We start from the raw sequence: 25,861 nt of genomic DNA, 5'->3' as shown, positions 1-25,861 counted from the left end.
CATTGGTTCATAAAGAACAAAGTCGTTGCCACGGTTAAGGTTATTTCTAGAACATCTAGTGAAATATCGGTTGATGGTATATTGGAGAGCACAGTCAATATAAAACGTAATCGCTGACAATAGAAGGTTTGAACGTTGTCATCTTGATTTAATCGCAGGCATTAAAGATTATCCTAAGAAGTTAGGGAAACTCAAAGGTTTCTATGATTAAGAAAGGCATATAATCTTATAGCCCCCCCTTTTTGAACGCTCGTCAATCTTAAAATAAAGTAAAAACGTGAAACTTTGTTATGAGATAAATTAATTATGGATGAAAAAATTAATAAAGCGGGAAATAAAAACAAATTACATGGTTTAATTGTTTTTGGTTTGCTAATTGTATTTTTTGTAACACTACTTTATTTGTTTATGAAGTAAACATGAAAACTCATGAATTCGAGAACTGAGTTATAAAAAAAACTAAATAGTTTGATAAGCATACCGCTAAGTTTTGAATCTTATTTATCTGCAACTAAAATTAACTAAAACTAAACATTTTATGAGTAATTCAAAAAGACGCATAAGAATTCGAAAAAACAGGTATGTGCTTTATGCATTCGTATTTTTCATTTTTACATCGATTTCTTCTAGTGCAATTGACGATCCAAATTGGATTTCTGACACAAAAACCATACAACAAAAAATCGTTTCGAGTAAGCTTAAAGATTCCACAGGATTTCCACTGGCCGAAGCCATTGTTATTGAAAAAGGATTAACTAATGGTATGCATAACTCTTTTGATGGAATTTGTTCCTTAACGGTATCCAACAGTTCCACCTTTGTAATTTCTTTTCCTGGTTATGTTCCCCAAAAAATTAAAGTGGCTCAACAGACCAATTATTTTGATGAAACAATTTAAACGATGTTTTATTTTTTATTGAGTTATAAACAGAATTAAGGTAGCTGAAATATTCTGAATTCAAGAACAAGACTTAAAAAACAACTAAGCAACAAAAATTAAGAAAATTAAAACCCTATGAAAATAAAACAAACACGAATTCATTTATTTCTAACAGTAATCACTTTATTGGGAATAAACGGTTTATTGTACGCACAGACTATACAAGTTTCAGGATTGGTTATCGATGACAAAGGACTCCCACTTCCAGGGGTTACGATACTCGAAAAAGGCACAACCAATGGTGCTATAACAGATTTTGATGGGCTATATCAAATAGATGTTTCTTCCGAAAGCACTTTAATTTTTAGTTATATCGGGTTTCAGACTCAAGAGATAAGTGTAAGTGGCCAAAATTCAATAAATGTCACATTGAATGTAAGTACTACTGATTTAGATGAAATTACAATAGTCGCTTATGGACAGCAAAAAAAGATCGCTGTGACGGGAGCCATAAGTACAGTTGAATCTGAAGAGCTTGTGAAATCACCTGCTCCTAATATAGCAAATTCTCTTGCAGGTAAGGTAACAGGTTTTGCGACAGTTCAGTTTTCCGGTCAACCTGGCGCGGATGAACCTAACATTTATTTGCGTGGTATTGCCTCTTTATCCGAGGGACGATCAGTTCCACTCTTTATTGTAGATGGTGTGGAGCGTCCTTTTACATCGCTGGATCCCAACGAAATTGAAAGTATTTCCATATTAAAAGATGCATCTGCTACAGCGGTTTATGGGGTTAGAGGAGCCAATGGTGTTGTTTTGGTCACAACTAAAAGAGGTAAGTTTGGAAAGCCGAAAATATCCGCAAGTTTTTCAACAGGTCTTCAGGAACCAACCAGATTGCTCGATTTTGCAGATAGTTATACATATGCACTGAGATATAATGAAGCAGAACTGAATGACAACCCAAATTTATCTCCTGAAGAACTTCGTTTTACACCTCAAGTTGTAGAAGCTTTTAGGACGGGTTCAGATCCGATCATGTTTCCGAACTTAGATTGGTTAGACTATATTTTAAAACCAACAGCATCACAATCTCAGGGAAACGTTAATTTAACCGGTGGTACTGAAAAAGTTAAATATTTTGTGTCTTTGGGAATATTGAATCAAGATGGCCTATTCAAAACATTTGAGACAGGCTATGATTACAATTTTTCTTTCAAAAGGTATAATTACCGAACTAATTTGGATATTGATATTACCGGCACCACTAAATTGGCCATTACCATCGGGGGTCGCGTTGGCGTCACTAATCGCCCCAACACAAATGGTAATTTTAATGAATTGTTTCGAAACACTTATTGGTCGGTGCCTTTTGCAAGCCCAGGTATAATTGATGGGAAACTGATTCTTATTGGTAACGATTACATTCCTGATAATAAAAAAGATGGTTTAAGTTATTATTATGGCCAGGGTTATACAAATATTACTAGCAATAGGCTAAATTTTGATATCGGTTTAAACCAAAATCTTAATTTTTTAAAGGGATTAAAATTCCGAACAAAATTTGCCTACAATACAGATTATGTCCACAGAAAAATACGTAATTCTTCTTTACCTAATTACACACCGGTCTACTTAAGGGATATCGATCCAAATGCAGACCAAAGTAGTGATGAAATTGTGTTTCAAAGAAATGGTTCTGCAGGTAATTTGGGCTACTCCGAATCTTACGGTACTGATAGAAATTGGTATTTAGAAGGAGGTTTGAGTTATAAAAACTCATTTGGAGATCACGATGTAGGAGCATTGGCTCTTTATAACCAACAAAAGGTATATTATCCTGAGCAGTTTCCAGATATTCCTAGAGGTTTAGTAGGTTTTGTTGGGCGTGTAAACTATGAATTCAAAAACAAGTACTTTTTAGATTTAAGTATTGGGTATAACGGTTCAGAAAATTTTGCAAGGAATAGAAGGTTTGGAACGTTTCCGGCAGCATCTGTGGGATGGGTTTTGACGAATGAATCCTTTATGAAAAACCAATCATTTTTAGATTTTTTTAAACTAAGAGTATCTTATGGTTTAGTTGGTAATGACCGAATTGGAGATCCGGGAACAAACCGTTTTCTATATCTTCCAAATAGTTACGATCCGTCTGATGGGAGCTATAGTTTTGGAACCGATAATCCACAGAACCAGCAAGCTGCTAGTGAAGGCCAAATTGGAAATCCAAATGTTTCATGGGAAACATCCGAAAAACAAAATTATGGTATCAATTTAAAATTTCTTAAAAATAAACTAGGTATTAACGTAGATTATTTTATAGAAAATCGCTCTGACATTCTAACATTTAGGGGTACAGTACCTGGATTTGTAGCATACGACTTACCGGCGGTTAATATAGGAAAAGTTCGAAATGAAGGCTTTGAAATAGAACTCGAATGGAATCATACTGTTAATGACGATTTTAAATATTGGATAAATGCAAACATGTCGCATGCCAAGAATGAAATTGTTTTCCAAGATGAAGTTCCTCAAACAGAAGATTATTTATACAGAACGGGTCTGCCGGTGGGACAACCCTTTGGATACATATTCGATAAATTCTACAATGACACTGATACCGGCAATGACCAACTGCCAGATCATCAATATGACCTACAAGGGGGGGACATGGTATATAAGGATTTGAATGATGATGGTGTGATTGACCAAAATGACCAGAGAGCCATTGGTTATCCTGTATATCCTTTTAATGTTTTTGGTCTCAATATGGGTTTTCGATTCAAGAATCTGGACTTTTCGATGTCATGGGTAGGAGCTACAAATACTTCAAGGTATTTGGGTGAAACCTACCGTGTTGCTTTTGGGGCAACCTTGAATCGTTCATTGCTACAGTACATGGCCGATGGCCGATGGACACCAGAAACAGCCGATTCTGCCACATATCCAAGAATGACTTTGGTCGGCACTCAAAATAATACCAAAGATTCCAATTTCTGGTTGCGTGATGCATCGTATGCAAGGTTACGAAATGTAGAATTAGGATATAATTTTAAGAGTGCATTCTTGAAAAGTATTGGTATAAGTAATTTGAGGACCTACATGAATGGATTGAATCTTATAACCATTTCTAAGCTTGATCTAACGGATCCTGAATCTAGAACAGCTAATGATTCTCAGTATCCGCTTACGAAAGTATACAATTTAGGAGTTAAGGTTAATTTCCTTTAAAAGAGTAAATGAAATAATGAAAAATAAAAAAAGGCACTTATGAAAACAAAGACATTAATTTACATCATTGCATTATTAGCATTGGTTATTAACAGTTGTGAAGAGGTTGAGTTCGGGAATGATTTCCTTGAAAAAGAACCGAGTATAGATGTCACTTCAGATACTATTTTTAACTCAATAGAATTAACCGAACGTTATTTGTGGCGTGGATACGTAACCTTACCCTATGGCTTAAACACAGGTTGGCCTGCCAAACGCAATAAAATAGGTATGGACTTATTAGAATCCCTGACCGATATAGGTACAAGCTTTTTGGCATGGGGTGGTCCCAATAGACTTTATTATAATGGTCAGTATTCTGCAGCGGTAGAAAATGATGCTTCTAACACCAAATATCATTACACTAAAGAAGAAAGCTGGGAAGGTATTCGGATTGGATGGAACATTATCGAGAATGTCGATCGTGTACCAGATGCTCCCACAGAATATAAAGAACAGTTGAAAGCAGAGGCCAAGATGATTATTGCTATTCACTATACGGACATGTTTCGACATTTTGGAGGTTTGCCTTGGGTAGACCATGCTTATATTCCCACCGAAGACACGTTTTTACCCAGATCAACTTCAAAAGAAACCATGAATAATATAGTGTCTCTTATTGATGAAGCTATTCCATTATTACCTTGGACGATACAGGATTTATCTAATTGGGATGGGCGCTTTACAAAAGCGGCAGCTATGGGTTTGAAGGCTCGGGTACTGTTATTTGGAGCGAGTCCTTTATTTAATAGCAATGAACCCTTTATGGCCGGCGAAGCATCTGATAAAAATATGACTTGGCATGGTGGATACGATTCCAATTTATGGACCCGGGCTGCGGAGGCTGCAAAGGATCTACTAGACAATATTAATGCTAATGGAGGATATGATCTCGTCAATACTGGAAACCCAAGACAGGATTTCCAAGATGGCTATTACAAACGAGGAAATGGTGAGATTCTAATTAGTACAAGAGTACGATTTAGAACTCAAGGTTTTTGGGCAACCTCATATTATTTTTTCCAGAGTTCAAACTACGGAGCTGCCGTTCCTACGGGAAATTATGTAGATATGTTTCCCATGGCAGATGGCACCCCGATAGATGCTCCAGGTTCTGGATGGGATCCAAATGACCCATGGGCCAATAGAGATCCGAGATTATATGAAAGTGTTTTGGTAAATGGTGACAGTTATAGAGGACGTACAGCAGAATTATGGATTGGTGGCCGAGAGAGAAGGAATATCGGTCATAACGGAAGCAAATCCGGTTTTAGACAAAGAAAGTTTTGGCTAGATGGAAATACTGCTACTTCTGTGCAATCAATAGTACAATGGCCATATTTAAGATTGCCTGAAATTTATTTGTCTTATGCAGAGGCTTTAAACGAGTCTAATGGAGGACCAACGCAAGCTGCTTATGACGCTGTTAATTACGTTCGAAATCGTGCAGGTTTAAATGGTCTTCCAACCGGATTATCTCAAGTAGAATTTCGGGAGGCCGTGTTAAAGGAAAGAGCTCTAGAATTTTATCAGGAAGAAGTACGTTGGTTTGATATTATTCGCTGGAAAATGGAAGACAGTTTTACCACACCAATATATGGCGTTAATACAATACGTGAGAACGGTCAATTTACATACGAAATTAACGAGCTTCCAGAGCGCTATTGGAAGAACGACTTCTCTCCAAAATGGTACTTAAGTGCGTTTCCGCCAGACGAAATAAATAAAGGTTATGGTTTGGTGCAAAACCCGGGATGGGAATAACTACAACTTGAATACAACTAATCACTATCAAATGAAAAAATACAAACTAGGACAACTAAATAACAAAGCCTTAAAGAATAGCATTATGAACAGTATAACTTCCTTAGGTTTACAACATCTTATAACATATGTAAACTTAAGATTTAGAGGATTTATATGTGTTTTAGCGCTTATCCTTTCGACTCAGGTAGTTATTGGACAGGCAGAAGAAGTCAGTGTATATGTTGAAGATGGCTCGGGCCTTCCTTTGGAAGGTGTGATCATACAATCAATGGATAACTTCTCCGAATTAGTTAAAACAGATGAATCAGGTGTTGCAACATTAAATATTCTTGTTAATGGACTGATAAAATTGACCCTCGGCGATATGGAAGAAACTGTTCTGGTCAAAACCAAAAAAGTAAAAGTACAGTTGAATAATAGCGATAAGAGGGTTAATCTCGGGTTTGGACTTTCAAAGTCTGTAGATGAGACTACATCATCCATAGATGTAGTTTATTCAGATGAACTGGAGAAGAGTTCACTTAACAATCCGCTTGAAAGCCTCTACGGGCAGCTCACGGGGCTTATGGTTCTGCAAAATGGTGGTGAACCATGGAATAGAAACCCTAGTATAAATATCAGAGGACGAGGAACCTTGAACAACAATTCTGTTTTGGTCATAGTTGATGGCTTTGAGAGAAATTTATCCACCCTTGCGCTACTTGATATAGAAAGTGTATCGGTATTGAAAGATGGTACGGCTTTAGCCAGATATGGTCAAAGAGGTGCAAATGGGGTGATACTGGTAACTACAAAGCGGGGAAATAAAGGTAGCTTAAAGGCTGAATTCACTATTGATCAAGGTTGGAATTTCGCGTTTCGTGAGCCTGAGTTCTTAAATTCTTATGATTATGCCAGAGCAGTAAACCAAGCAAGTATTCTTGATGGAAATGCTCCTGTATATTCTGATCAAGATTTATTTGGTTTCCAGAGCAACGAGGATCCCTTTTTACTTCCAAATGTAAACTGGTTCGATGAGACATTTCGAGATTTCGGAAATACCACAAACATTAGTGGCAGATTTTCAGGTGGATCGAAAACACTTAAATACTTCGCTTCTGTAAACTATCAAAATGAAAGAGGGTTGTTTGATAATACCAATTTTGATAATCGCTATGATAGCCAATTGAAATATGATCGTTTTAATTTTAGAACGAATATTGACCTTGATGTGACTAACACAACAAAATTTATTCTTAATGCTACAGGATATATTGATGGTCGAACAGTACCAGGAGCCCAGGTATCTGGTATAATGAATGCACTTTACAGAATTCCTTCAGCGGCATTTCCTGTTAGAACCCCAAACGGAGAATTTGGCGGGACTGAATTTTATGACAATAACCCTGTGGCTCTGGTGTCTTCAACAGGTGTACGCCAACCCAATGGAAGACAAATTATGGTGGATGGTCAAATTATTCAAGACTTAAGTGGCTTGGTGAAAGGGTTATCTGCAGAACTAGCTTTAGCTTACGATAATCAGGTAGTTTATACAGAAAATAGAATTCGTGAATTTTTATATGAAAGTTTATCGTTTTTACGAGATCCTTTAACAGGTGAGATTATTGACAGTTTTGCAACTGTTTTTGGAAGTGAAACAGATTTAAATTTTAGTAGTGGATTTGGAGATCAGGTAAGGCACGCGACGCTCTATGGTAAGTTGAATTACGATAAAATTTGGGGCAATCACAAACTTAATGCATCATTAATGTATCATCAAGACAAACGGGTAAATGATGGGCAATATAATACCTTCTTACATCAGAATTCAATGGTGTCAGCGTCTTATGGCTATAAAAACCGTTACTTTATTGACCATGTTTTATCTTATGCTGGCAGCAGTGTATTGCCCGATGGTGATCGTTTTGGTTTTTTTCCTGCCTTTTCAGCTGGATGGATTGTAAATCGTGAAAACTTTCTGAAAGACAGTAAGACCATAGATTATTTGAAATTAAGGCTGTCATGGGGTATAAGTGGTAATGATTCGATGAACTATAATTTAGCTGAACAGGCGTTCGGAGGCGGAGGTGGTTATTATTTTACTAGCAATAATAACAGCTCGGGAGGCATTTCAGAAGGGCGATTGGCTACTGTAGGTTTAACCTATGAAAATTCCATTAAAACTAATATTGGAATTGATTTGAAATTATTAGGTGGCTTATCCATGACTGCGGATGTTTTTTATGATAAGCGTGAAAACATTCTTATTGGAACAGGTGGCGCCATACCTTCTTTAATTGGGGTTACTACTGCCATAGAAAATGCAGGAGAAGTAAAAAGTCAAGGATTAGAGACATCGCTTTTGTGGAAGAAGGAAGTAGGCGATTTCAAGTACTTCATTGGAGGTAATTTTACGTTTGCCAAAAATGAGATTGTCGAGATGAACGAAGAATTTCAGCCCTATGACTACTTAAGGGAAACGGGGAATCCGGTAGGACAGCAATTTGGTTTAGAGTCTCTAGGTTTCTTTCAAAACCAAGCCGATATTGATAATAGCCCGCAGCAATTATTCTCTGAAGTTAGACCTGGTGATATAAAATACAAGGATCAGAACGGCGACGGTGTAATAGATAATTTAGACGTAGTACCGATAGGTTATGCCGGGGGGTATCCGGAAATTTATTACGGAATAAATTTTGGATATGAAATGAAGGGATTTGGAGTGGATATACTTTTCCAAGGTATCGCTAATCAAACCATTTACTTAAATACACCAAGTGTATTTTGGCCATTAAGAGGAAACGCCACTCTTTCTGATTTTTCTGCAAATAGCTGGACACCTGAAACGGCTCAAACAGCTACTTTACCTAGACTTTCATTGTTAGAAAACAACAATAATTTCCGTAGAAACGACATTTGGTTAACCCGTGGAGATTATTTAAAACTAAGACGTTTTGAGATCTACTATAATTTTCCGGATCATTTGGTTAGTAAGTTGGCGATAAAGAAGGCAAAACTATACGGACGAGGTATGAACGTACTTTCTTTTGATGCCATACGGGATGCAGATCCGGAAGCGATAGGAATTGGATATCCGACGCTGGCCTCATATCACCTTGGACTTAAAATTGAATTTTAATAAAAATACCTATGAAAATATCAAAATATATATACCACGGACTACTCGCAATTCTTTTCTTTTCGGTTAGTAATTGTGATTATCTAGACTACGACGAAACATCCTTTAATCGTAAGGAAGATGTATTCAATGACTTTAACCGGGCTAAAAATTTCGTATCAAATATATACAGTTATTTACCCACAGATTTTAATAGTATAGACGGCGCTATGCGGTCATCTGCTTCAGATGAGGCCGAACACGTGTGGGACCTATCTGATGTTCAAAGATTCAATGAAGGTCGTTTTAGTGCCATACAACCTATAGACAATGTATGGGGCAACATGTATTCCGGTATTCGTGCCGCTAACATGTATTTAATGGAGGCTGAGGGTCAAGGATTTTTGGAAGACCAGTATAATGTAGATTACGAAGAAATTATTGAACAATTTAATAACTATCAGTACGAAGTCAGGTTTCTAAGAGCATTCTTTTATTTTGAGCTCGTAAAGCGCTATAAAAATATACCGCTTATTACCGATGTTTTAACCCCGGAAGAGGCTATAAACGCCCAGCAAAATAGTTTTGACGACATCGTCAATTTTATTGTCAGTGAGTGCAATGCTATTTCTTTAGAGTTGCCGGAAGATTATCAAAACTTTTCTTCGGTTCAAGAAACGGGTAGGGTTACCAAAGGGGCAGCGCTGGCTCTAAAGGCTCGTATGTTATTGTATGCAGCAAGTCCGTTGCACAATACGGGTAACAATACGGCATTATGGGTTAGTGCCGCCGCCGCCGCCAAAGAAGTTATGGATTTGAATAAATACACATTGGAGAATAATTATTCAAATGTTGTAAATGACTACACCAGTAACGAGTTAATTTTTGAGCGTCGTGAAGGGCCTTCAAATGGGTTTGAAAGAAGAAACTTCCCAATAGGTTACGAAGGGGGTAATACAGGAACCTGTCCTTCACAAAATTTAGTGGATGCCTACGAGATGCAAACTAATGGTCTTCCTATTACAAATCCAGCATCGGGTTACGATCCCACAGACCCTTATGAAGGTCGGGACCCCCGCTTAGAAAAAACAGTTATCCTAAATGGATCTACTTGGAAAGACCAAACAGTCGGTAGTTTTCTCGGAGGATCAAATGGCCCACCAATTATCAATGCGACAAAAACGGGGTATTACCTTAAAAAATATGTTATAGAAGCTATTAATCTTCTCCCTACAAATACAACTACCAGAGAACATACATGGGTATTATTCAGATATGGTGAAGTACTTTTAAATTATGCCGAGGCTATGAATGAGGCTTATGGGCCGGAAAATGCTGCCGACTTGGGAATGACCGCACTTGATGCAGTAAACGAAGTAAGACAACGTGCAAATATGCCAAACTTCCCAACAGGAATGAGTCAAGAAGAGTTTCGTGATAAGTTACGCAATGAGCGTATGGTAGAATTAGCTTTTGAAGATCATCGTTTCTGGGATATCCGTCGCTGGAAAATCGGGCAACAGACTACCGATATATTCCAAATGGAAATAACACCGGGTGATTTTGGAGGCTTTGATTTTGAGAAGAAATTACTTGAAACAAGAACTTTTGAAGAGCGAATGAATCTATACCCAATTCCTCAGTCTGAACTTAATAAAAACCAAAATTTAACTCAGAATACTGGATGGTAAATAAAACTTAAAAAAAAGACTATGAATAATATATTTAGAACACTAATCGTTTTTGGAATCATTTTCACGTCATGCGAAAGAAAATTTAATCTTAATCAATTCGGTTACGAAGAAATTGATGCTCCTCTTATTGTCCCTCCAACTCCCGATGCTGAGGCAGTTGGGAAAAAGGGTGTTTGCTTTACACTAAGTTCTGATAGATTTTCAACTAAAATATCCACTTTACAAGCACACTGGTTTTATACTTGGGGGCCTGGACTGAGTGGTGAGGTCTATGACATGAAACCAGAATATACCGAATTCGTGCCCATGCAATGGGGAAAGTGGAATATTAACGATGAAAGAGTTGCTGAATTGAAAGTTTTTAGGGATGCGGGTAAAATGCACTACCTTCTTGGATTTAATGAACCAGATAAAACTGATCAGGCGAATATGACCGTGGATGAAGCCATAGATCGCTGGCCAAAGCTTATGGAAGTAGGCGTCCCTTTAGGGAGCCCTGCAACAACTAACCCTTTGAACGATTGGATGAAAGAATTCATGCAACGGGCTACTGAAGAAAATCTTAGAGTTGATTTTGTTACCGTACACTCTTATAGAGGAGCTAGTGTAGACAATTTTATAAATATGTTGGAGGATGTATGGAACGAATATGGTAAGCCTATTTGGATTACAGAATTTGCGGTGGCAGACTGGACGGCAGCCACACCGGAAGATAATAAATTTAGCCCAGAACAGGTGCTCAACTTCATGAAAGGTGTGCTCCCGAAACTGGAGGATTTAGACTATGTGAAGCGCTATTCATGGTTTTCGTTTAAGGAAAGTTCTTCCGCAGGGACTTCATCGGCACTTTTTGATTCAAATGGAGAATTAACGCCGTTAGGCGAGTATTATGCAGATTTTAAACCCAATGTATTTATTGGGCCCGGTAAGGACTAAAAATTAAACAAGCAACTTTCATGCTGTTATCAGCATGAAAATCAAACAATTACAAATATTATTTATTAACCATTTAAATTTTAACAAATATGAAAACAAAATTATTTTTAACTGCCATTTTAATGGCTTTTGTAGGAGCTTTAAATGCTCAGAATTTGCTTTTGAATGGAGACTTTGAATTATTAGTATCTAGCAATGTCTTTGAAGATTGGCAAAGTACTACATGGGGTGAGGTAAGACAACAAAATCCTAATACTGACCCTGCTCTTGATAGATCCTTTGATGGAACAATTTGTGTGCGTCTATCAGCTGTAAATAATTATTCTGAATTATATCAAACGGTTACGGTAGTGCCCGGGGTGACTTATGATATCACTTATTCAGGGCGTGCACAAGCAGGAGCTGCAAATGGAACCGGCAATACAGGACAAGTATTATATTGTGAGGTGATAGAGGATGGAGGTACTACAGTTGCCATAAGTAATATTGCTACAGATGTAAATACCACGCTTACGACAGCGTATACTGTTCCTGCTGGAATAACTTCCATAACGATTAAATTATATAAAAATTCAGGAATTGCTTATTTTGATAATGTTAGCATCACAGAGAGTACACTAGGTATTGATGATTTAAAGCAATTTAGCTTTAGCTCATATCCAAATCCAGCACAAGATCGTTTATATCTATCAGCCAAAAAAAATATTGATAATATAGAGGTTTATAATATAGTCGGCAAGCAGGTTATGAATCAGGTTATTTCTAATACAACAGGTCAGATAGATATATCAAAACTTGCAGACGGTTTATATATTATGAAAGCTTACATTGAAGATGCTCAAGGCTCCTTCAAATTTATCAAACAATAATATTGAAGTCTTAATAGTGTCAATTATTCGGATAGAGGTTACCTATTTACAAAAACAGATACCTCTATCCTTTTTAATCTAATTACTATAAATAATCCATGCCGAAATACGTTTATCAAATCATTGCAATCGTACTTCTGTTTTCCTGTATCCATAGGTCGAAAGAGGCATCTGTGGAAGAAAGTAATGAAAACTCAAAACCCAACATCATTGTTATTATTGCTGATGATGCCGGTTATATGGATTTTGGTTTTATGGGCTCCAAAGATTTGGATACTCCGGAAATAGATAAGTTAGCTATGGGCGGTGTTATTTTTACTGATGCCCATGTAAGTGCCACCGTTTGTGCTCCTTCAAGAGCCGGTCTTATAACCGGCAAGTACCAGCAGCGTTTTGGATTTGAGGCTAACGGTACCGGAGATGAACATTCCGGAGATATTGGTTTATCTGATGATGTGGTAACTATGGCCGACGTCTTTAAGAAAAATGATTACAAGACCATCGCCATTGGAAAATGGCATTTGGGTGCGACCGAAACAGACCATCCCAATAAAAGAGGTTTCGATGAATTCTACGGATTCTTAGGCGGTTCCCGTTCCTATTTTCCTTTGGAGAACCCGTCGGAAAACCATATGATACAGCAAAATGGAAATCCGGTGAGATTTACGGGGTATCTAACCGACATCCTGGGTGACCGTTCGGTAAGTTTTGTTGAGGAGAACCAAAATGAGCCTTTCTTTATGTATTTAGCCTACAACGCAGTGCATACACCTATGCAAGCAAAAAAGGAAGATCTCGAAAAATATAAAGATCATCCACGACAGCATTTAGCAGCAATGACATGGTCTTTGGATGAGAATATTGGTAAATTAAGACGTAAATTAAAAGAGTTGGACCTATTAGATAATACCTTAATATATTTTCTAAGCGACAACGGCGGGGCAGATAACAACGATTCCAATAATGGTCATCTAAAGGGATGGAAGGGTAATAAATTTGAAGGAGGGCATCGCGTACCTTTTATTGTAAGTTGGCCAAAAAAGATTAAAGGTACCCAGACTTTTAATGGGTTAACATCCTCTTTGGACATCTTTAGCACATCGATGGCTGCGGGAAATATATCGCAGGATTCAAACTTAAACTTAGATGGTGTTAATCTTTTACCTTACCTAATTGAAGATAAAAAAGGAAATCCGCACGAGGCATTATACTGGCGTAAACTTCAGGAAGCAGCGATAAGGGTTGGGCCTAAAAAATTAATTCGTTTAGAAGACTTTGGGTCTACTATGTACAATCTTAATAATGATATTAAGGAAACTATAGATATTTCTAAAATAGATACTCTTGGATTAGAAGATTTAACAGGCAAACTTAGTTCTTGGGAAAAAGAGATGAGTTCACCTTTATGGAAAGAAGACGACGAATGGATGGAGATCACTTATCACATCCATAAATACTTAATGTTAAACAAACCTGTTTTGTATAAAAATCCGATAGAAAAGAAAATTGTAAAAAATAAATAGTTTAGAACCTTTTTTAGTGTTTCAAGAATAAAAAATAATCATTTATTCAAAACATGTTATTTGTTGACTGTCAACTATACCAAGATCTATTAAATAGTTATAATTATTGGTAATGCTATTGTTGCTTATTATAGCTTTTAATTCTTTTTAAAGGTTTCGTCTATGAGATTATTATTTTTGGTTGAATCGAAAACCAGATTCAAAATAGTAACTTACAAACGCTATTTTCAAATTGTTTGAATGTAAGCTGTTATCCATAATTGTAGACCAGAAATGTGAATCAGTTTTGCCTCTGTCCGAGATAATTTCTTAAGAGGTATGATCGTTTCAGCCTTAAATTAAACGCAAACTAAATAATGGTTTATGTTGATCAATTATGCAGTTAAAACTTATAATAATTTAAACATTGATATTTTATTGAAGCGCAATTGTTCTTTCTTAATCATAGTCGCCAAGTTTGTCTCTTAGCATTATATAAATTTCACTGTAAAATTTGCATATAGGAACGGTCGGATGGTCCAATGTCCTTTTCCCGAAATCACTTTATATAAAGGTATTGGAATTGGTGAAATTTTAATTTTATCCTGTTATATTTTTGTTCGACATAAGCTTTGGTGTACAGCATTGTGCAGGATACATTTATGGATCGTTGGTTTTAGTTTTGAGAGATACTGAATGTTCAAATGGCCTTCAACAATAAAAAAGGTGAAGATTCGGTGTTACCAAAATATAGACTAATACTAAATCAATCCATTATGAAAAAGCTTTACTTTTTATTATTTACTTTCATTTTTCAATTCACATATTCCCAGGATCTACTTATAGGAAATCAGGGGCAATTGGATGCCCTGGCCCCTCTTCCTACAACCTTTAATGGATATGTTCCTTCTACCTATATTAAATCGCTTAAATGTGGTTCTATTTTTAATTTTTTTACAGCTAGGAGCTATTAGGTGTAATGTAGCTACTCTCAATTTCATAAGAATACCTTTCGGATTTTTGACTGTGAACTTTTAGGATTATTGAGGCCGACAAGAAACCATAGTATTAAAATTGCTAAAATCTTTTTTTTTATTTAAAAAGTATTGGCTTGATTTATGTAATTGATTGTATTATGCTCAGGATTTTGTACAACTATAGGGTAACATCAAACATATTGTTTGATTAATTAAGAATTGGTTTTAAATTATATATATATAAATAGTCAAGCTAATTTTAAGGATCAATCTGGAAGATATTATTTAAAATAAATAAAAAACTTGCTCGAGTTCTATGGATACCGGACTATTATCTTCATTTGTTTCCATTAAATCAGACATATAATTCCACCATCTTTTACAAACATCAGTGTTGGCTATTTTATTCCATTTTATTTCCGATTCTAATTCAGCATAACCAAATAAAAGATTTGTTTCTTTATCCCAAAAAATACTATAATTTCTCACTTTATGGGACTTTAAGGTATCTTCAAGTTCTTTCCAAATAGGGTTGTGCCTTTTTATGTATTCATCAATCTTATCTGGAAAAACTTTCATTTTAAATGCTTTCCTAATCATTTTGTATAATTATAAATAGACATAATAATAGCTTAACCATATTTTATTTTGATGTCACAGACCAAACGTTTCTTTGCCCTGTAAAAGGCGTCACTTTAAAATAGGTGTCTAAAAATTGGTTGACATCAGATTCCAAAAGGTCTAGTGCAGGGCCTACAAATTCTGAGGTACCCTGATTTTCGATATCTTTTTTAAGTATAGACCTTAATTCGTTAAGGTTAGATTCCTTGATTTTTCCTGTATTCTTCAATGAGCTTCTCATTAAAGAGGATAAATTGGTTTCTCTAATATGATAAACGTATGATAATAATGCTTTTCGCAAACTTGTTAATTCTGTAATGCTTGAATTAAAACTTTCCCTATAGCCATTAGGCACATCATCTTTAATTTCATTGGCAACAGATAATGCTTTTCCAATTTTTTCGGCACTTTTTTCAAAACGAAGTTGAGCATCTTCTAACATCCAATAATGAGGTTCCTCTGTTTCAGACGTTCTCATAAAGCCAGCCCTGCGGTTAGACTGCCAAGAAGGAGTTTCCCAGCTAACGCCTTTAAGTGTAGCGGCAGACATGAGATGAATAGGGTCTATTCTCCCTATTTCTCTTGAATTCCAAGAAATATCCCAAGGATAGAGTTCAATTGCTTCGGATGAGTATTCCCAAAATTCTGCTACTTTATCTGCTACTTCACCGTAGGGCTCTGCCAATTGCTTCAAAGCTTCATTATCTGAAATATCTGGGTTAGAAAAGAATATGGAAGTCATTCGCAAGTTTACATCTTCTCTATTTGGAATATTTCCATAATATTCTTTAATTCCTTTTAGTTTACCAGAATTATTTACTGCTCTTAATGCCTTTAAAGTGGCAAGAGGCGTTGGAATATTTATATAAGGTTCTACCTCTTCAGTGGCACTTCCCATCCATACTTCGCCTAAAACAGGAATATTATTTTCATTTGCTAGGTTTACCAAATTTTTAAACCACCTATCGGCAGGTATTGCAATTTGAACCTCTGCAATACTTGAATGAAGAGATAAACCAACAGATTCAGGATCAAGCTTATCTACAATACTAAAAGTTTGACCTGCTGAAATTTCCCAAGGCTCCCACCACACTCTTCCATCACCATTAAGGGATTTCCAGGTGCTGGCCAATGTATTAATAAATTTAGAAACTCTCTCATCTAAAGGAACGCCATGACACCGTTCACATGGACCATACTCACTGCATAACCAAGCATTTTGATCATATGTATAAATTAATAAGTCATCAACACCAGAAAACTCCTTGTGAAAATTTTTTATGAGTGTAGTATATCTATCAATAGTAGCATCATTAGAAATGCATTGTGATAAAGGTTCATTTGCAGGATATGCTACAAAGGGAGCTCCAAAATGAAAGATACTCCTAAATCCATATTTTTTGCAAATAGCTACTCTATGTTTTAGCTCTTTGGCACGAACCGAAATTTTATCTTTAGTACGTATAAAAGTTTTGCTAGACCCAACATTTTTGTTTAAAGTAGTATCTATATCTATGGGCAATTTGAATTTTTCTGGCAACTCTAAGACATCTTCCAAATTTAATGGATCATCTCCTGGTCTATACCCCCATGCAATATTAAGTTGCATGGTATTGAACCCTAAGTCTTTCATGGTTTGCATATTTTCATCATTCCATTCCACATCGGGATAGGAGGGTGCTCCTAAAAGGCCAACTTTATATTCAATGTCTTGATTTAAAAATTCTTTTTCTTTACCGTCCTTATTTTCTGTAACACATGATGTCAATAGTAAAATAATTAGTACATAATTTATAATTTTCATATTAAATATTTAAGTTGTATTAGTTATTTATTTCTGGTTCATATGGAATCCATGTAAAAACTTTTTTACCAGACCAGCTGTTAGCAGATGCATAGTCTATCATGTCTATATGGCCACTTTCTGTCGGAATTTTGAATTGAAATTTTATGTGATCATAAGTAGGTTGCTTTTCTATGATTTCTACAAGGCCATTTTTTGAAATGATATTTATTGGTTTGTCATAGTTCTCATCTAAATTTTCATCTCTTGTCAATACAATCGGACCTCTTACCAGAGCTTTAAAATGATCTCCTTTTCGGTTGCTACCTTGAGGTGCATCAATAATACGACATCTCATATCTAATTGTAGTTCTATTAAATCTCCCGTTGACCATTTTCTATTTATATCAGCATAAGTGCCGGCACTAGCCGGGTATTCTTTACCATTGATTTTTAGGATTGTGGCAGTACTCCATGCAGGAATGCGTAACTTTAAATTGAAATTCGCAGTTATTTTTGGTGAAACATTTATAGCTATATTTCCTGATTTGGGATAATCTGTTTCAATTTTAAAACCGACCTTATTTTCTTCAGATAAATCAACTGAAGCTAAACCTTTTTCATATAAATTGATTACAGGACCAGAATTAGATTTCATTACTGCAACGTAAGGTAAATATGCCAGTCCCATAGGACCGTTGAGATTACAACAGGTCATGTAGACGCCTGATACATTTCCTCCCCAACCTTCTGCATTAGTTTTCACTCCATTGAGTAAATTAACATAGCTAAAGCCATCCCCTTCGGGTTTCATGGCTCCTAGAAGTCCGTTATAGGCATACTTCTCTATCATATCTACCGTAAGAGGGTCTCCCGTAAGACGTAATAATTGACTACAAAGTTTCATCCAAGTAACACCCACGCAAGTTTCCATCATCCTTTCCATATCTGGATTGGTTTGTTCTACTGCTGTATTATCCCATGCTTCTCCAAGTACTTTTGGATGGTAAGGTTGGTCTCCTCCACCATTTCCAATTATGGTAATTTCTTTTTCTATGATGTTGTGAAAAAGGTTCAATACGGCCTGTTTCCATTTTTCTTCTTTAGTTACTCTGTAATATTCTACCAGTCCCTCAAAAAGTGACATCATTTCATAAGCTTTGGGGTATACACCAGCCATTTTATATGGGTCTACATTATTTAAAGCAGCTTGGAAAAGATTGTAGCCTTTTGCGCCACCTTCATTAACGATATAGGTAGCAAAATCTAAATATTTTTGGTTTTGTGTTAAATTGTAGATTCGCATTGTTGGCTCCAGCAAAGTGCTAGATTCTATTTTATTAGGGCTCCATCCTAAGTCTAATATACTGGTTTTTGGAGGATATCCAACTTGGTCAATGATGCAATCCAATTGCCCAATCATTGAATTAAGTACTGTTGAATCCTTTTGCACATTTGTATAATACTGTAGCATGGCCAACAGCACGTATTTTCGCTCCCAAAGATCTCCACCAGGTCCATCGGGTTGGTTCTCAATTGTAGAACAACTAATACTTCCATTAGGTCTAGAGGCACTCATCATATCTTTCATCGTCTTGTCTAGAATATTTTTAAGTTTTGGGTCTTGAGTATATCTATAAAACATACAACCAGACCTAACTGCTTTACCCCACATTTCTCCTTGTGCAAAAAATGACCTCCCAGTACGAAATTTATCTACAAGTGCAGAATAAGGAACACTTCCTTTAATCCAGTTTTCAATTGATCTTTGTATGGCCTCTTCAAAAATATGTTCAAAATGAACTGAATTTGAAGGGAGTGGAAAAAGAACATCCTTTTTTTGAGCAAATGATAATAAAAAGAAAAGGAGTGCTACTACCGATAAATAAATTCTTTTATGAGCCATTATTTTATTATGTAAAATGTTAATAAGTTAAGTCGTATTTAATCTTGTGGAACAGTCCATACTTTCCAATCGGGATAGCTGATCGATTCATGAGTTCTTGGATTAAAACTAAATTGTAACCATTGCTTTGGGTTTTGTCTAAACTCAATTAGTTTTTTTTCTGCTTCTTTATTACCATTTTCTAGATCTCTTACTAGAAGTTTATCGATTCTTTTAACAATTAATTGAAACTGATCATCATTAATTTGTGCCATTCTTGCATCTTGTGAAGCGAGAGTTAATAAATAATGTATAGATACTCCTCGCAGAGATTTCGATGTTTTATTAACAATTGCTCTCTGTTCTTTGATTTCCTCGATTTTTATCCCATTTTCAGCTATAGCCTTATCAAAAAATTCTACAGCTAAAAAGCCAAGTTTAGCGGCATCTTCTAATCTTAGACCAGCGTCTTCAAAAATCCATGGATGGGCCTTGTTAGAATCTGTTAACATAAAATTAGCTCTTCTGTTAGCTTCCCATATAGGTGTATCCCAAGTTGCATTAGGAATATTTGCTGGTTGCCAACTATGAGTGCCATTTTGTGAGAGATCTAACCCCATTGGCCCTATTAAATAAGTTACATCCCAAGGAAATGCCTCCACAGATTGAGCAACAAGCTCCCATGCTTCTTTCATAAAACCGGAGCGTTTTTCCCCATATGGGGCAGCTATTTTATTAAGTAAATATTCAAGGGATTCCTCAGGAGATTTTACCCAAGCTTTTAGCATTTCATAATTAACCGAAAAGTTAGAACTTTCAAAACCATAATACTCCTTAATTCCTTGAATATTAAGTTCTTTCCATCCATTCAATGTTTCGTATACAAGTCTAGGAAAATAGTCTCCTATCTGATATAAAGGCTTATATAGTGTATGATCAAATTCTCCAATAACGGGTATATTTCTAGTACGGGCTAGGGTAACAAAACGTTTAACTCCCAAATCAGATTTAAAGGATCTATCATTAAAAGGATAAACCTCGTTTGTGGTTGAAGGATTCAGCATTAAACCTAACCCTTTTGTATTAAGCTTTTCTAATATTGCTATAGTTTGACCTTTTGAAATCTCCCATGGTTTCCACCATAATCTTGAACCATTAGGTCTATACTTTTGTATTGTATTATTGAGAAGGTTTAAAAAACCAGGTAACCTTTCATCTAGGGGTAATCCACTACAACGAGGACATGGTCCAAATTCGCTACATATCCAAGCCTGTTGATCGTATGTGTAAACTAAGATGTCGTCAACTTCTGGAAAGGAAATCATAAAATCACTTATCAAATCCACATATTTTTTCTTGATATCCTCATCCATAATACAAGCTGGAAGAATTGGTGCATAGTTGAGCATTCTTGGAATACCAAAATGGGCTATAGTTTTAAAACCAAATTTTTTGGCTTGCTTTATTCTATATTTAAACTTGGCTTTTTGCTCCTCATCCAAATCTTCAAGATTAAGAACTTCATCGGCAGGTTTACCACCCCAAGCTATACTTAATTGTAACATGTTTACTCCAAGCTGTTTCAATTCAATAAGCTGTTTATCACTCCAATCAATATTTGGTGCTGAGGGGTTTCCAACAATCCCAATAAAATAGTCAAATCCAGCAGGTTTTTCATTGAATACGTTCTTGTTAGCCTGAGCGAAGAGGTTATTTATTGATAATAAGAATATTATAATTGCTCTACAATTATTTTTTAATAATAAGTTTTTCATATTATATTTTCTGGTATTGTAAAAAATTTCCAGATTTATCATGATTGCCAGAATCTAATAAGATGTTTATAATACAAACTTCTTATTAGATTCTAGAAAGAGCTTAATAACTCCTAATGAGGTTTTGTTAGTGATTTGCTATTGCACTATTAATAACCTGTATTTTGACTAATATTTCCATTAGACAGTGTAACTTGTGACTGTGGCTTTGGGAAAAACTCTAATCTTGGTCTGTAGTATTGAGAGCGACCTTGGAAATTAAGCAACTCTTCAAGTCTTTCAGTTCTTATCCAGTCAAACCAATTCTCGCCTTCACAGGCGAATTCTAAAATACGCTCTCTGTATAATAATTGTCTAAACTCTTCTTTTGTACTGGCATCTGCCGTTGTGTAATCTGCGGGCACCGCTCTTTCTGGTTCACCATTTTTACCTTTTCTCGCTCTTTCACGAATGGCGTTTAGCGCGCTAAATGCTAGTGGAGTAGGACCATTTACTTCATTCTCAGCTTCTGCCAGATATAATATAAGATTAGCGTACCTTAAATATGGCCAGTTGTTTGAATTATCATACCAAGTACTTCCTGTACTTTGAAATTTTTTCTCAAGAAACATAGAGCCTAGAGGGTCTGTATCGGTCGTAACCATGGTTACTTCTTTTCTGTAATCATTATCCTCAAAGTATGTTCTTAACCAATCTTTGATAAGCAGTCCACTAACTGAAGTTGGAAATGCAGAGGAAATAAGCCCAGGGGTTTGGTCAAAATTAATTTCATATACAGCCTCTGGGCCATTTTCGTTAGCTGGCTGACCTATTGTCACGCTTCCTGATCCACCAGAGCCAGAAAAAGCCGGAGAAATAACTAGGTAAAATAAATTTTGAAAGTCAGGCTCTAGATAATAATTATAGGGAGAAGCAGAAACTGAAGGATTGCCTACATCTACAATTTTTTTCACTTGCTCTAATGCCATAGTCCATTTGGATGTATCTTTTAGTGGATACCCAGCCATAAAAACATATACTTTTACTAAAAGGCCAGCAGCCGAACCTTTTGTTGCGTAGCCATCTCCATAAGCGTTATTTATGTCTAATATAGATTCAGCTGCTTTTAAATCTGATACTATGGCTTCGTAAACATCGGCAATTTCAGATTCTGGTAAAGAGGAACCTGCTAAATCAACTGTTGGACTTAAGTGTAAAGGTACTTTACCAAATAATCTTACTAGATCAAAATATGATACTGCCCTTAGAAAATGAAGTTCTCCTACTAGTGCATTTCTTTTTTCCTCACTATCAAATTGTACACCATCAATCTTATCCAAAGCTAAGTTTACGTTATTAATTAATCTATAATTTGCATCCCATAATAAGCTGGAAAAATACCAATTAGATTCGAAGGACAAGTTTTCCCAGGGGTCACCAGGACCTCTGTTATAATCGCCGGCTGGCCATGTTTGAGCATAGTGTATCCCCCAAGAATACAAATCTAAACTACTATGGATTCCTATTGCTCCTAAAGTTGCAAGTTCTAAATCAGACTGCGATTTATAAAAGTTGTTCGGTGAAATCGTTGTAAGTGGTACTTCATTTAATTCCTCTTCACATGAAGTAAGACAGAATAAGAATAATACCAAGGCTAAATAAATTAAATTCTTCATAGTTTTATTTTTTAAAATTGTACTTGAGCTCCAATAGTCCATAATCTAGTTCTCGGATAACTACCTACATCAATACCAGGAGTAAGAATGCTTTGTCCGTAACCACTAACCTCAGGATCATATCCGCTATAATCCGTAAATGTAAAAAGGTTTTGTGCTGTTAAATTAAATCTAAACTTAGTTTTGGAATTCGGCAATTGATAATTATAAACGAGTGATAGTGTTTTAATCCTTAAAAAGGAACCATCTTCAATTAACCTATCAGAAGTAACATTATTAACTGCTCCTGCTGAAGGTCGAGGATAATAGGCATCTTTGTTTTCAGGTGTCCAAAAGTCGCTTAAGTATTTTTGTGTAGGTACACCAAAATATGATCCATAAGTACCATATAATAAATTTTGATTTAAAATTTCATTTCCGAAATTCCCTACAATCAATGAATTCAATTCCCAATTTTTGAAACTAAAATTATTGGAAATTCCTATTGTAAAATCTGGGAAAGCGTTTCCAAGAAGCACTTTATCAGCATCAGTAATAGCTCCATCTTCATTGGTATCCTTAAATTTTAAATCTCCTTCAAATGTGGATCCACCTAATGTTGGAGCACCGTTTGTAATATCCTCAGCGCTTAGTAACCCATCTGTTTCAAATCCCCAAAAGTCTCCTAATTGACCGCCAACTCTTAGTCTGTGCGTATAATCTGCTTGACCATTTTGGGCATTATAAAATTCTACACCTTCTCCTAAATCTACTATTTCATTTTCATTTCTTGCATAGTTAAAAGCAAAATCCCATCCAAAGTTTTCTTTGTTTAAAATTTTACCGGACAAAGAGATTTCAAAACCTTTATTTTTAATTGTACCAAAATTGGATAATATGGAATTGAATCCAGATTCCGAAGGAATATCTTTAGCTTGCAATAAATCTTCAGTTTCTTTTTCATACAGATCCAATGTAAGGTTAAATCTGTTATTTAAGAACGACAGATCCAGACCATAATCTATTTGTGTTGTTGTTTCCCAAGATAAATCTTTATTTTCAGAGGAATTAGTAACAATACCCGTAGCTTGACCGTTTCTAAACCCAAAATTCAGTGGTGCTAATGTTGATAAAGATTGGAATGGACTTATTGCTTGATTACCGCTAGTTCCGTAACTAAACCTGAACTTTCCAGTTGAAATTACATTACGGAATTCCTCAAAAAATGTTTCGCTTGAAAACGTCCAACCTAAACCAACTGACGGAAAAAATGCCCATTTTTTATTTTCAGCAAACTTACTAGAAGCGTCTGCCCTTCCCGTTAAAGTTAATAAATATTTGCCCTTATAACTAAATGACCCTCTTGCAAATCCTGATACTAATGTCGATTCAACAAAATTTCTTTGAGGGATTGATATGTTTTGGTAAAGAGGTATGAGGAAAAGACCATTATTTGTTGGAATACTTAAATTTTCAGCATTTAATACTGCACCTCTACCATCTTCCTTTTGCAATGTATTACCAACAACGACATTTATATTGAAATCTTCGGTATTTTTATTATAAGTAAGAAAGTTTTCATTTATGTACGAATTTGTTCTCCAATCACTTTGAAATGTTCTTTGTTTAGCATCATAACCAAAGGCCGTTAAGTTATTCCAATAGCTGTCATTGGCACTAAATGTTCTGTTGTATGCCGTTCTCACTGTAAAGTTTAAGTTGTCATTAAATTTGTAAGTCAAATCCATACTTCCTTGAAAAATATTATAACGCCTCTGGTTAATAGTGTTTTCTAAATCTAATAATGGGTTTAATAATCCTGAAGAGGAGCCTCTATCAGGAAGAAGAAGAAAAACTTGATAAAGCTGATTATCTGTTGAAAGTGCTGGACTTGTTATTAAAGATTTTAATATAGAACCACTTGGAGATAGACCTCCAGGAGTTGTGCTTAGATTTGTACTTTCTGCTCTGTCATTTAAATCAGCGGAATAACTGAGATTCACAACTGCTTTTAATCTTTTATTTAAATCGGCATCAAGATTTAATCTAAATGCGCCTTTTCTATATTTTGAAAATTTAACAACACCTTCGTCTTTTAAATAATTTCCAGAGAGTAAATATCTTACAGCATCATTCCCACCACTTGCCGTTAATTGATAATTATTTGTTATGGCAGACCTAAATATTTCTCTTTGCCAATCTGTACCTTGACCCAATTCTTCAGGGTTGGGAAAGATCACACTTTGTTGACCATCCACTGTGAACCTTTCTTCACCATTGTAATAAGGTTCTCCGCCAAGATTTGTATTTGCTAGGTTTATGTGGGTTGCGAACTCTCTTGCAGTGGCAAGTGGAATGGATTTTGGTCTTTCGGCAATCGTAGTAAAAGTATCAAAAGTTATATTGCTTTCTCCTGCTTTTCCTTTTTTAGTTGTAATAATGATTACACCATTTGCACCTCTTGAACCATATATCGCAGCAGACGAAGCGTCTTTTAACACTTCTACAGACTCTATATCATTCGGATTTAAGGAAGCTAAAGCATTAGTTGGAGCAAATCCATTTATTTCAGCTGCAGAACGTGAAGCATCGTTAAATTGAGGTACACCATCAATGACATATAATGGTTGATTTCCCCCAGATAAAGAAGTTGCTCCCCTAATTTGGATGCTGACCCCCCCTCCTGGCTCTGATGAAGTGCTAGTTATATTTACACCTGCCATACGGCCTTGTAAAGCACTTTCAAGATTCGTAATTGGAAATTCTTCTAATTCTTTGTTTGCAACTTTTGAAGAAGACCCTGTGAAATCACTCTTTTTTACGGCACCATAACCAACTAGTACAACTTCTGATAGTTCCTCTTGACTTTCCTCAAGATTAATGTTGATTTCGGATCTTCCATTAACATTTTCTTCAAGCGTTTCGTATCCTAAAAACGAAATTAACAAAACAGCATCAGATTTCGCTTTAATTTCATATTTACCATTAAAATCTGAAACAGTTCCAGTATTTGTTCCTTTAATAGTGATTGTGGCCCCTGGCAATGGTAAGCCTTTACTTTTAACAGTTCCTGAAACTGTATCTTGAGCAGATACTTTAAAACTTAAAAAGAATAGAAAAAAAAGAAGATACAATCCTTTTTCCTTAAAAATACAGACAATTTTCATAAAA

At 35.7% G+C, this 25,861-nt stretch carries 14 protein-coding genes; 8 read left to right on the top strand and 6 right to left on the bottom strand.

Annotated elements, in window-relative coordinates; genetic code table 11:
- Nucleotides 1–538 precede the first annotated feature (538 nt).
- From MR054_RS01800 to MR054_RS01765, 8 genes are all read left to right on the top strand, one after another.
- A complete protein-coding gene (locus MR054_RS01800) occupies nt 539–898 on the top strand; it encodes a carboxypeptidase-like regulatory domain-containing protein (RefSeq protein ID WP_242095148.1) in 360 nt (119 codons plus the stop codon).
- Nucleotides 899–1,015: 117 nt separating this feature from the next.
- A complete protein-coding gene (locus tag MR054_RS01795; RefSeq protein WP_242155597.1) occupies nt 1,016–4,111 on the top strand; it encodes a SusC/RagA family TonB-linked outer membrane protein in 3,096 nt (1,031 codons plus the stop codon).
- A gap of 39 nt (nt 4,112–4,150) precedes the next feature.
- The gene (locus MR054_RS01790) at nt 4,151–5,914 is read left to right on the top strand and encodes a RagB/SusD family nutrient uptake outer membrane protein (RefSeq protein ID WP_242155595.1); all 1,764 of its coding nucleotides are present in this window, start codon (nt 4,151–4,153) and stop codon (nt 5,912–5,914) included.
- A gap of 85 nt (nt 5,915–5,999) precedes the next feature.
- Nucleotides 6,000–9,035: a SusC/RagA family TonB-linked outer membrane protein gene (locus MR054_RS01785; RefSeq protein ID WP_242155593.1), complete on the top strand. Its 3,036-nt coding sequence runs from the start codon at nt 6,000–6,002 to the stop codon at nt 9,033–9,035.
- 11 nt (nt 9,036–9,046) lie between these two features.
- Nucleotides 9,047–10,705, top strand: coding sequence for a RagB/SusD family nutrient uptake outer membrane protein (locus MR054_RS01780; protein WP_242095152.1), 1,659 nt, complete (start codon nt 9,047–9,049; stop codon nt 10,703–10,705).
- A 21-nt stretch (nt 10,706–10,726) separates the two neighbouring features.
- Nucleotides 10,727–11,644 (top strand): glycoside hydrolase family protein, encoded by a 918-nt coding sequence (locus MR054_RS01775; protein ID WP_242121684.1) that lies wholly within the window; start codon nt 10,727–10,729, stop codon nt 11,642–11,644.
- 89 nt (nt 11,645–11,733) lie between these two features.
- Entirely contained in the window at nt 11,734–12,513 is a 780-nt protein-coding gene (locus MR054_RS01770) for a T9SS type A sorting domain-containing protein (protein WP_242095154.1), read from the top strand.
- 98 nt (nt 12,514–12,611) lie between these two features.
- Nucleotides 12,612–14,036, top strand: coding sequence for a sulfatase-like hydrolase/transferase (locus tag MR054_RS01765; RefSeq protein WP_242155591.1), 1,425 nt, complete (start codon nt 12,612–12,614; stop codon nt 14,034–14,036).
- 1,241 nt (nt 14,037–15,277) lie between these two features.
- Here MR054_RS01765 and rhaM read toward each other — a convergent pair.
- The 6 genes from rhaM to MR054_RS01735 form a co-directional block, all read right to left on the bottom strand.
- Nucleotides 15,278–15,592, bottom strand: coding sequence for an L-rhamnose mutarotase (gene rhaM / locus MR054_RS01760; protein WP_242155589.1), 315 nt, complete (start codon nt 15,590–15,592; stop codon nt 15,278–15,280).
- Nucleotides 15,593–15,635: 43 nt separating this feature from the next.
- Entirely contained in the window at nt 15,636–17,417 is a 1,782-nt protein-coding gene (locus MR054_RS01755) for a hypothetical protein (RefSeq protein WP_242155579.1), read from the bottom strand.
- A 19-nt stretch (nt 17,418–17,436) separates the two neighbouring features.
- The gene (locus MR054_RS01750) at nt 17,437–19,302 is read right to left on the bottom strand and encodes a beta-L-arabinofuranosidase domain-containing protein (RefSeq protein WP_242155576.1); all 1,866 of its coding nucleotides are present in this window, start codon (nt 19,300–19,302) and stop codon (nt 17,437–17,439) included.
- 38 nt (nt 19,303–19,340) lie between these two features.
- Nucleotides 19,341–21,056, bottom strand: a complete 1,716-nt coding sequence (locus tag MR054_RS01745; protein ID WP_242155574.1) for a hypothetical protein — start codon at nt 21,054–21,056, stop codon at nt 19,341–19,343.
- A gap of 149 nt (nt 21,057–21,205) precedes the next feature.
- The gene (locus MR054_RS01740; protein ID WP_242155572.1) at nt 21,206–22,711 is read right to left on the bottom strand and encodes a RagB/SusD family nutrient uptake outer membrane protein; all 1,506 of its coding nucleotides are present in this window, start codon (nt 22,709–22,711) and stop codon (nt 21,206–21,208) included.
- Nucleotides 22,712–22,722: 11 nt separating this feature from the next.
- Nucleotides 22,723–25,857 (bottom strand): SusC/RagA family TonB-linked outer membrane protein, encoded by a 3,135-nt coding sequence (locus MR054_RS01735; protein ID WP_242155563.1) that lies wholly within the window; start codon nt 25,855–25,857, stop codon nt 22,723–22,725.
- Between the last annotated feature and the right edge of the window lie 4 nt (nt 25,858–25,861).

It is taken from the genome of Aestuariivivens sediminis (assembly GCF_022662105.1).
GTDB lineage: Bacteria > Bacteroidota > Bacteroidia > Flavobacteriales > Flavobacteriaceae > Aestuariivivens > Aestuariivivens sediminis.
Note: the sequence above shows the minus strand (reverse complement) of the source record. Positions and strands in the feature narration are given on the sequence as shown.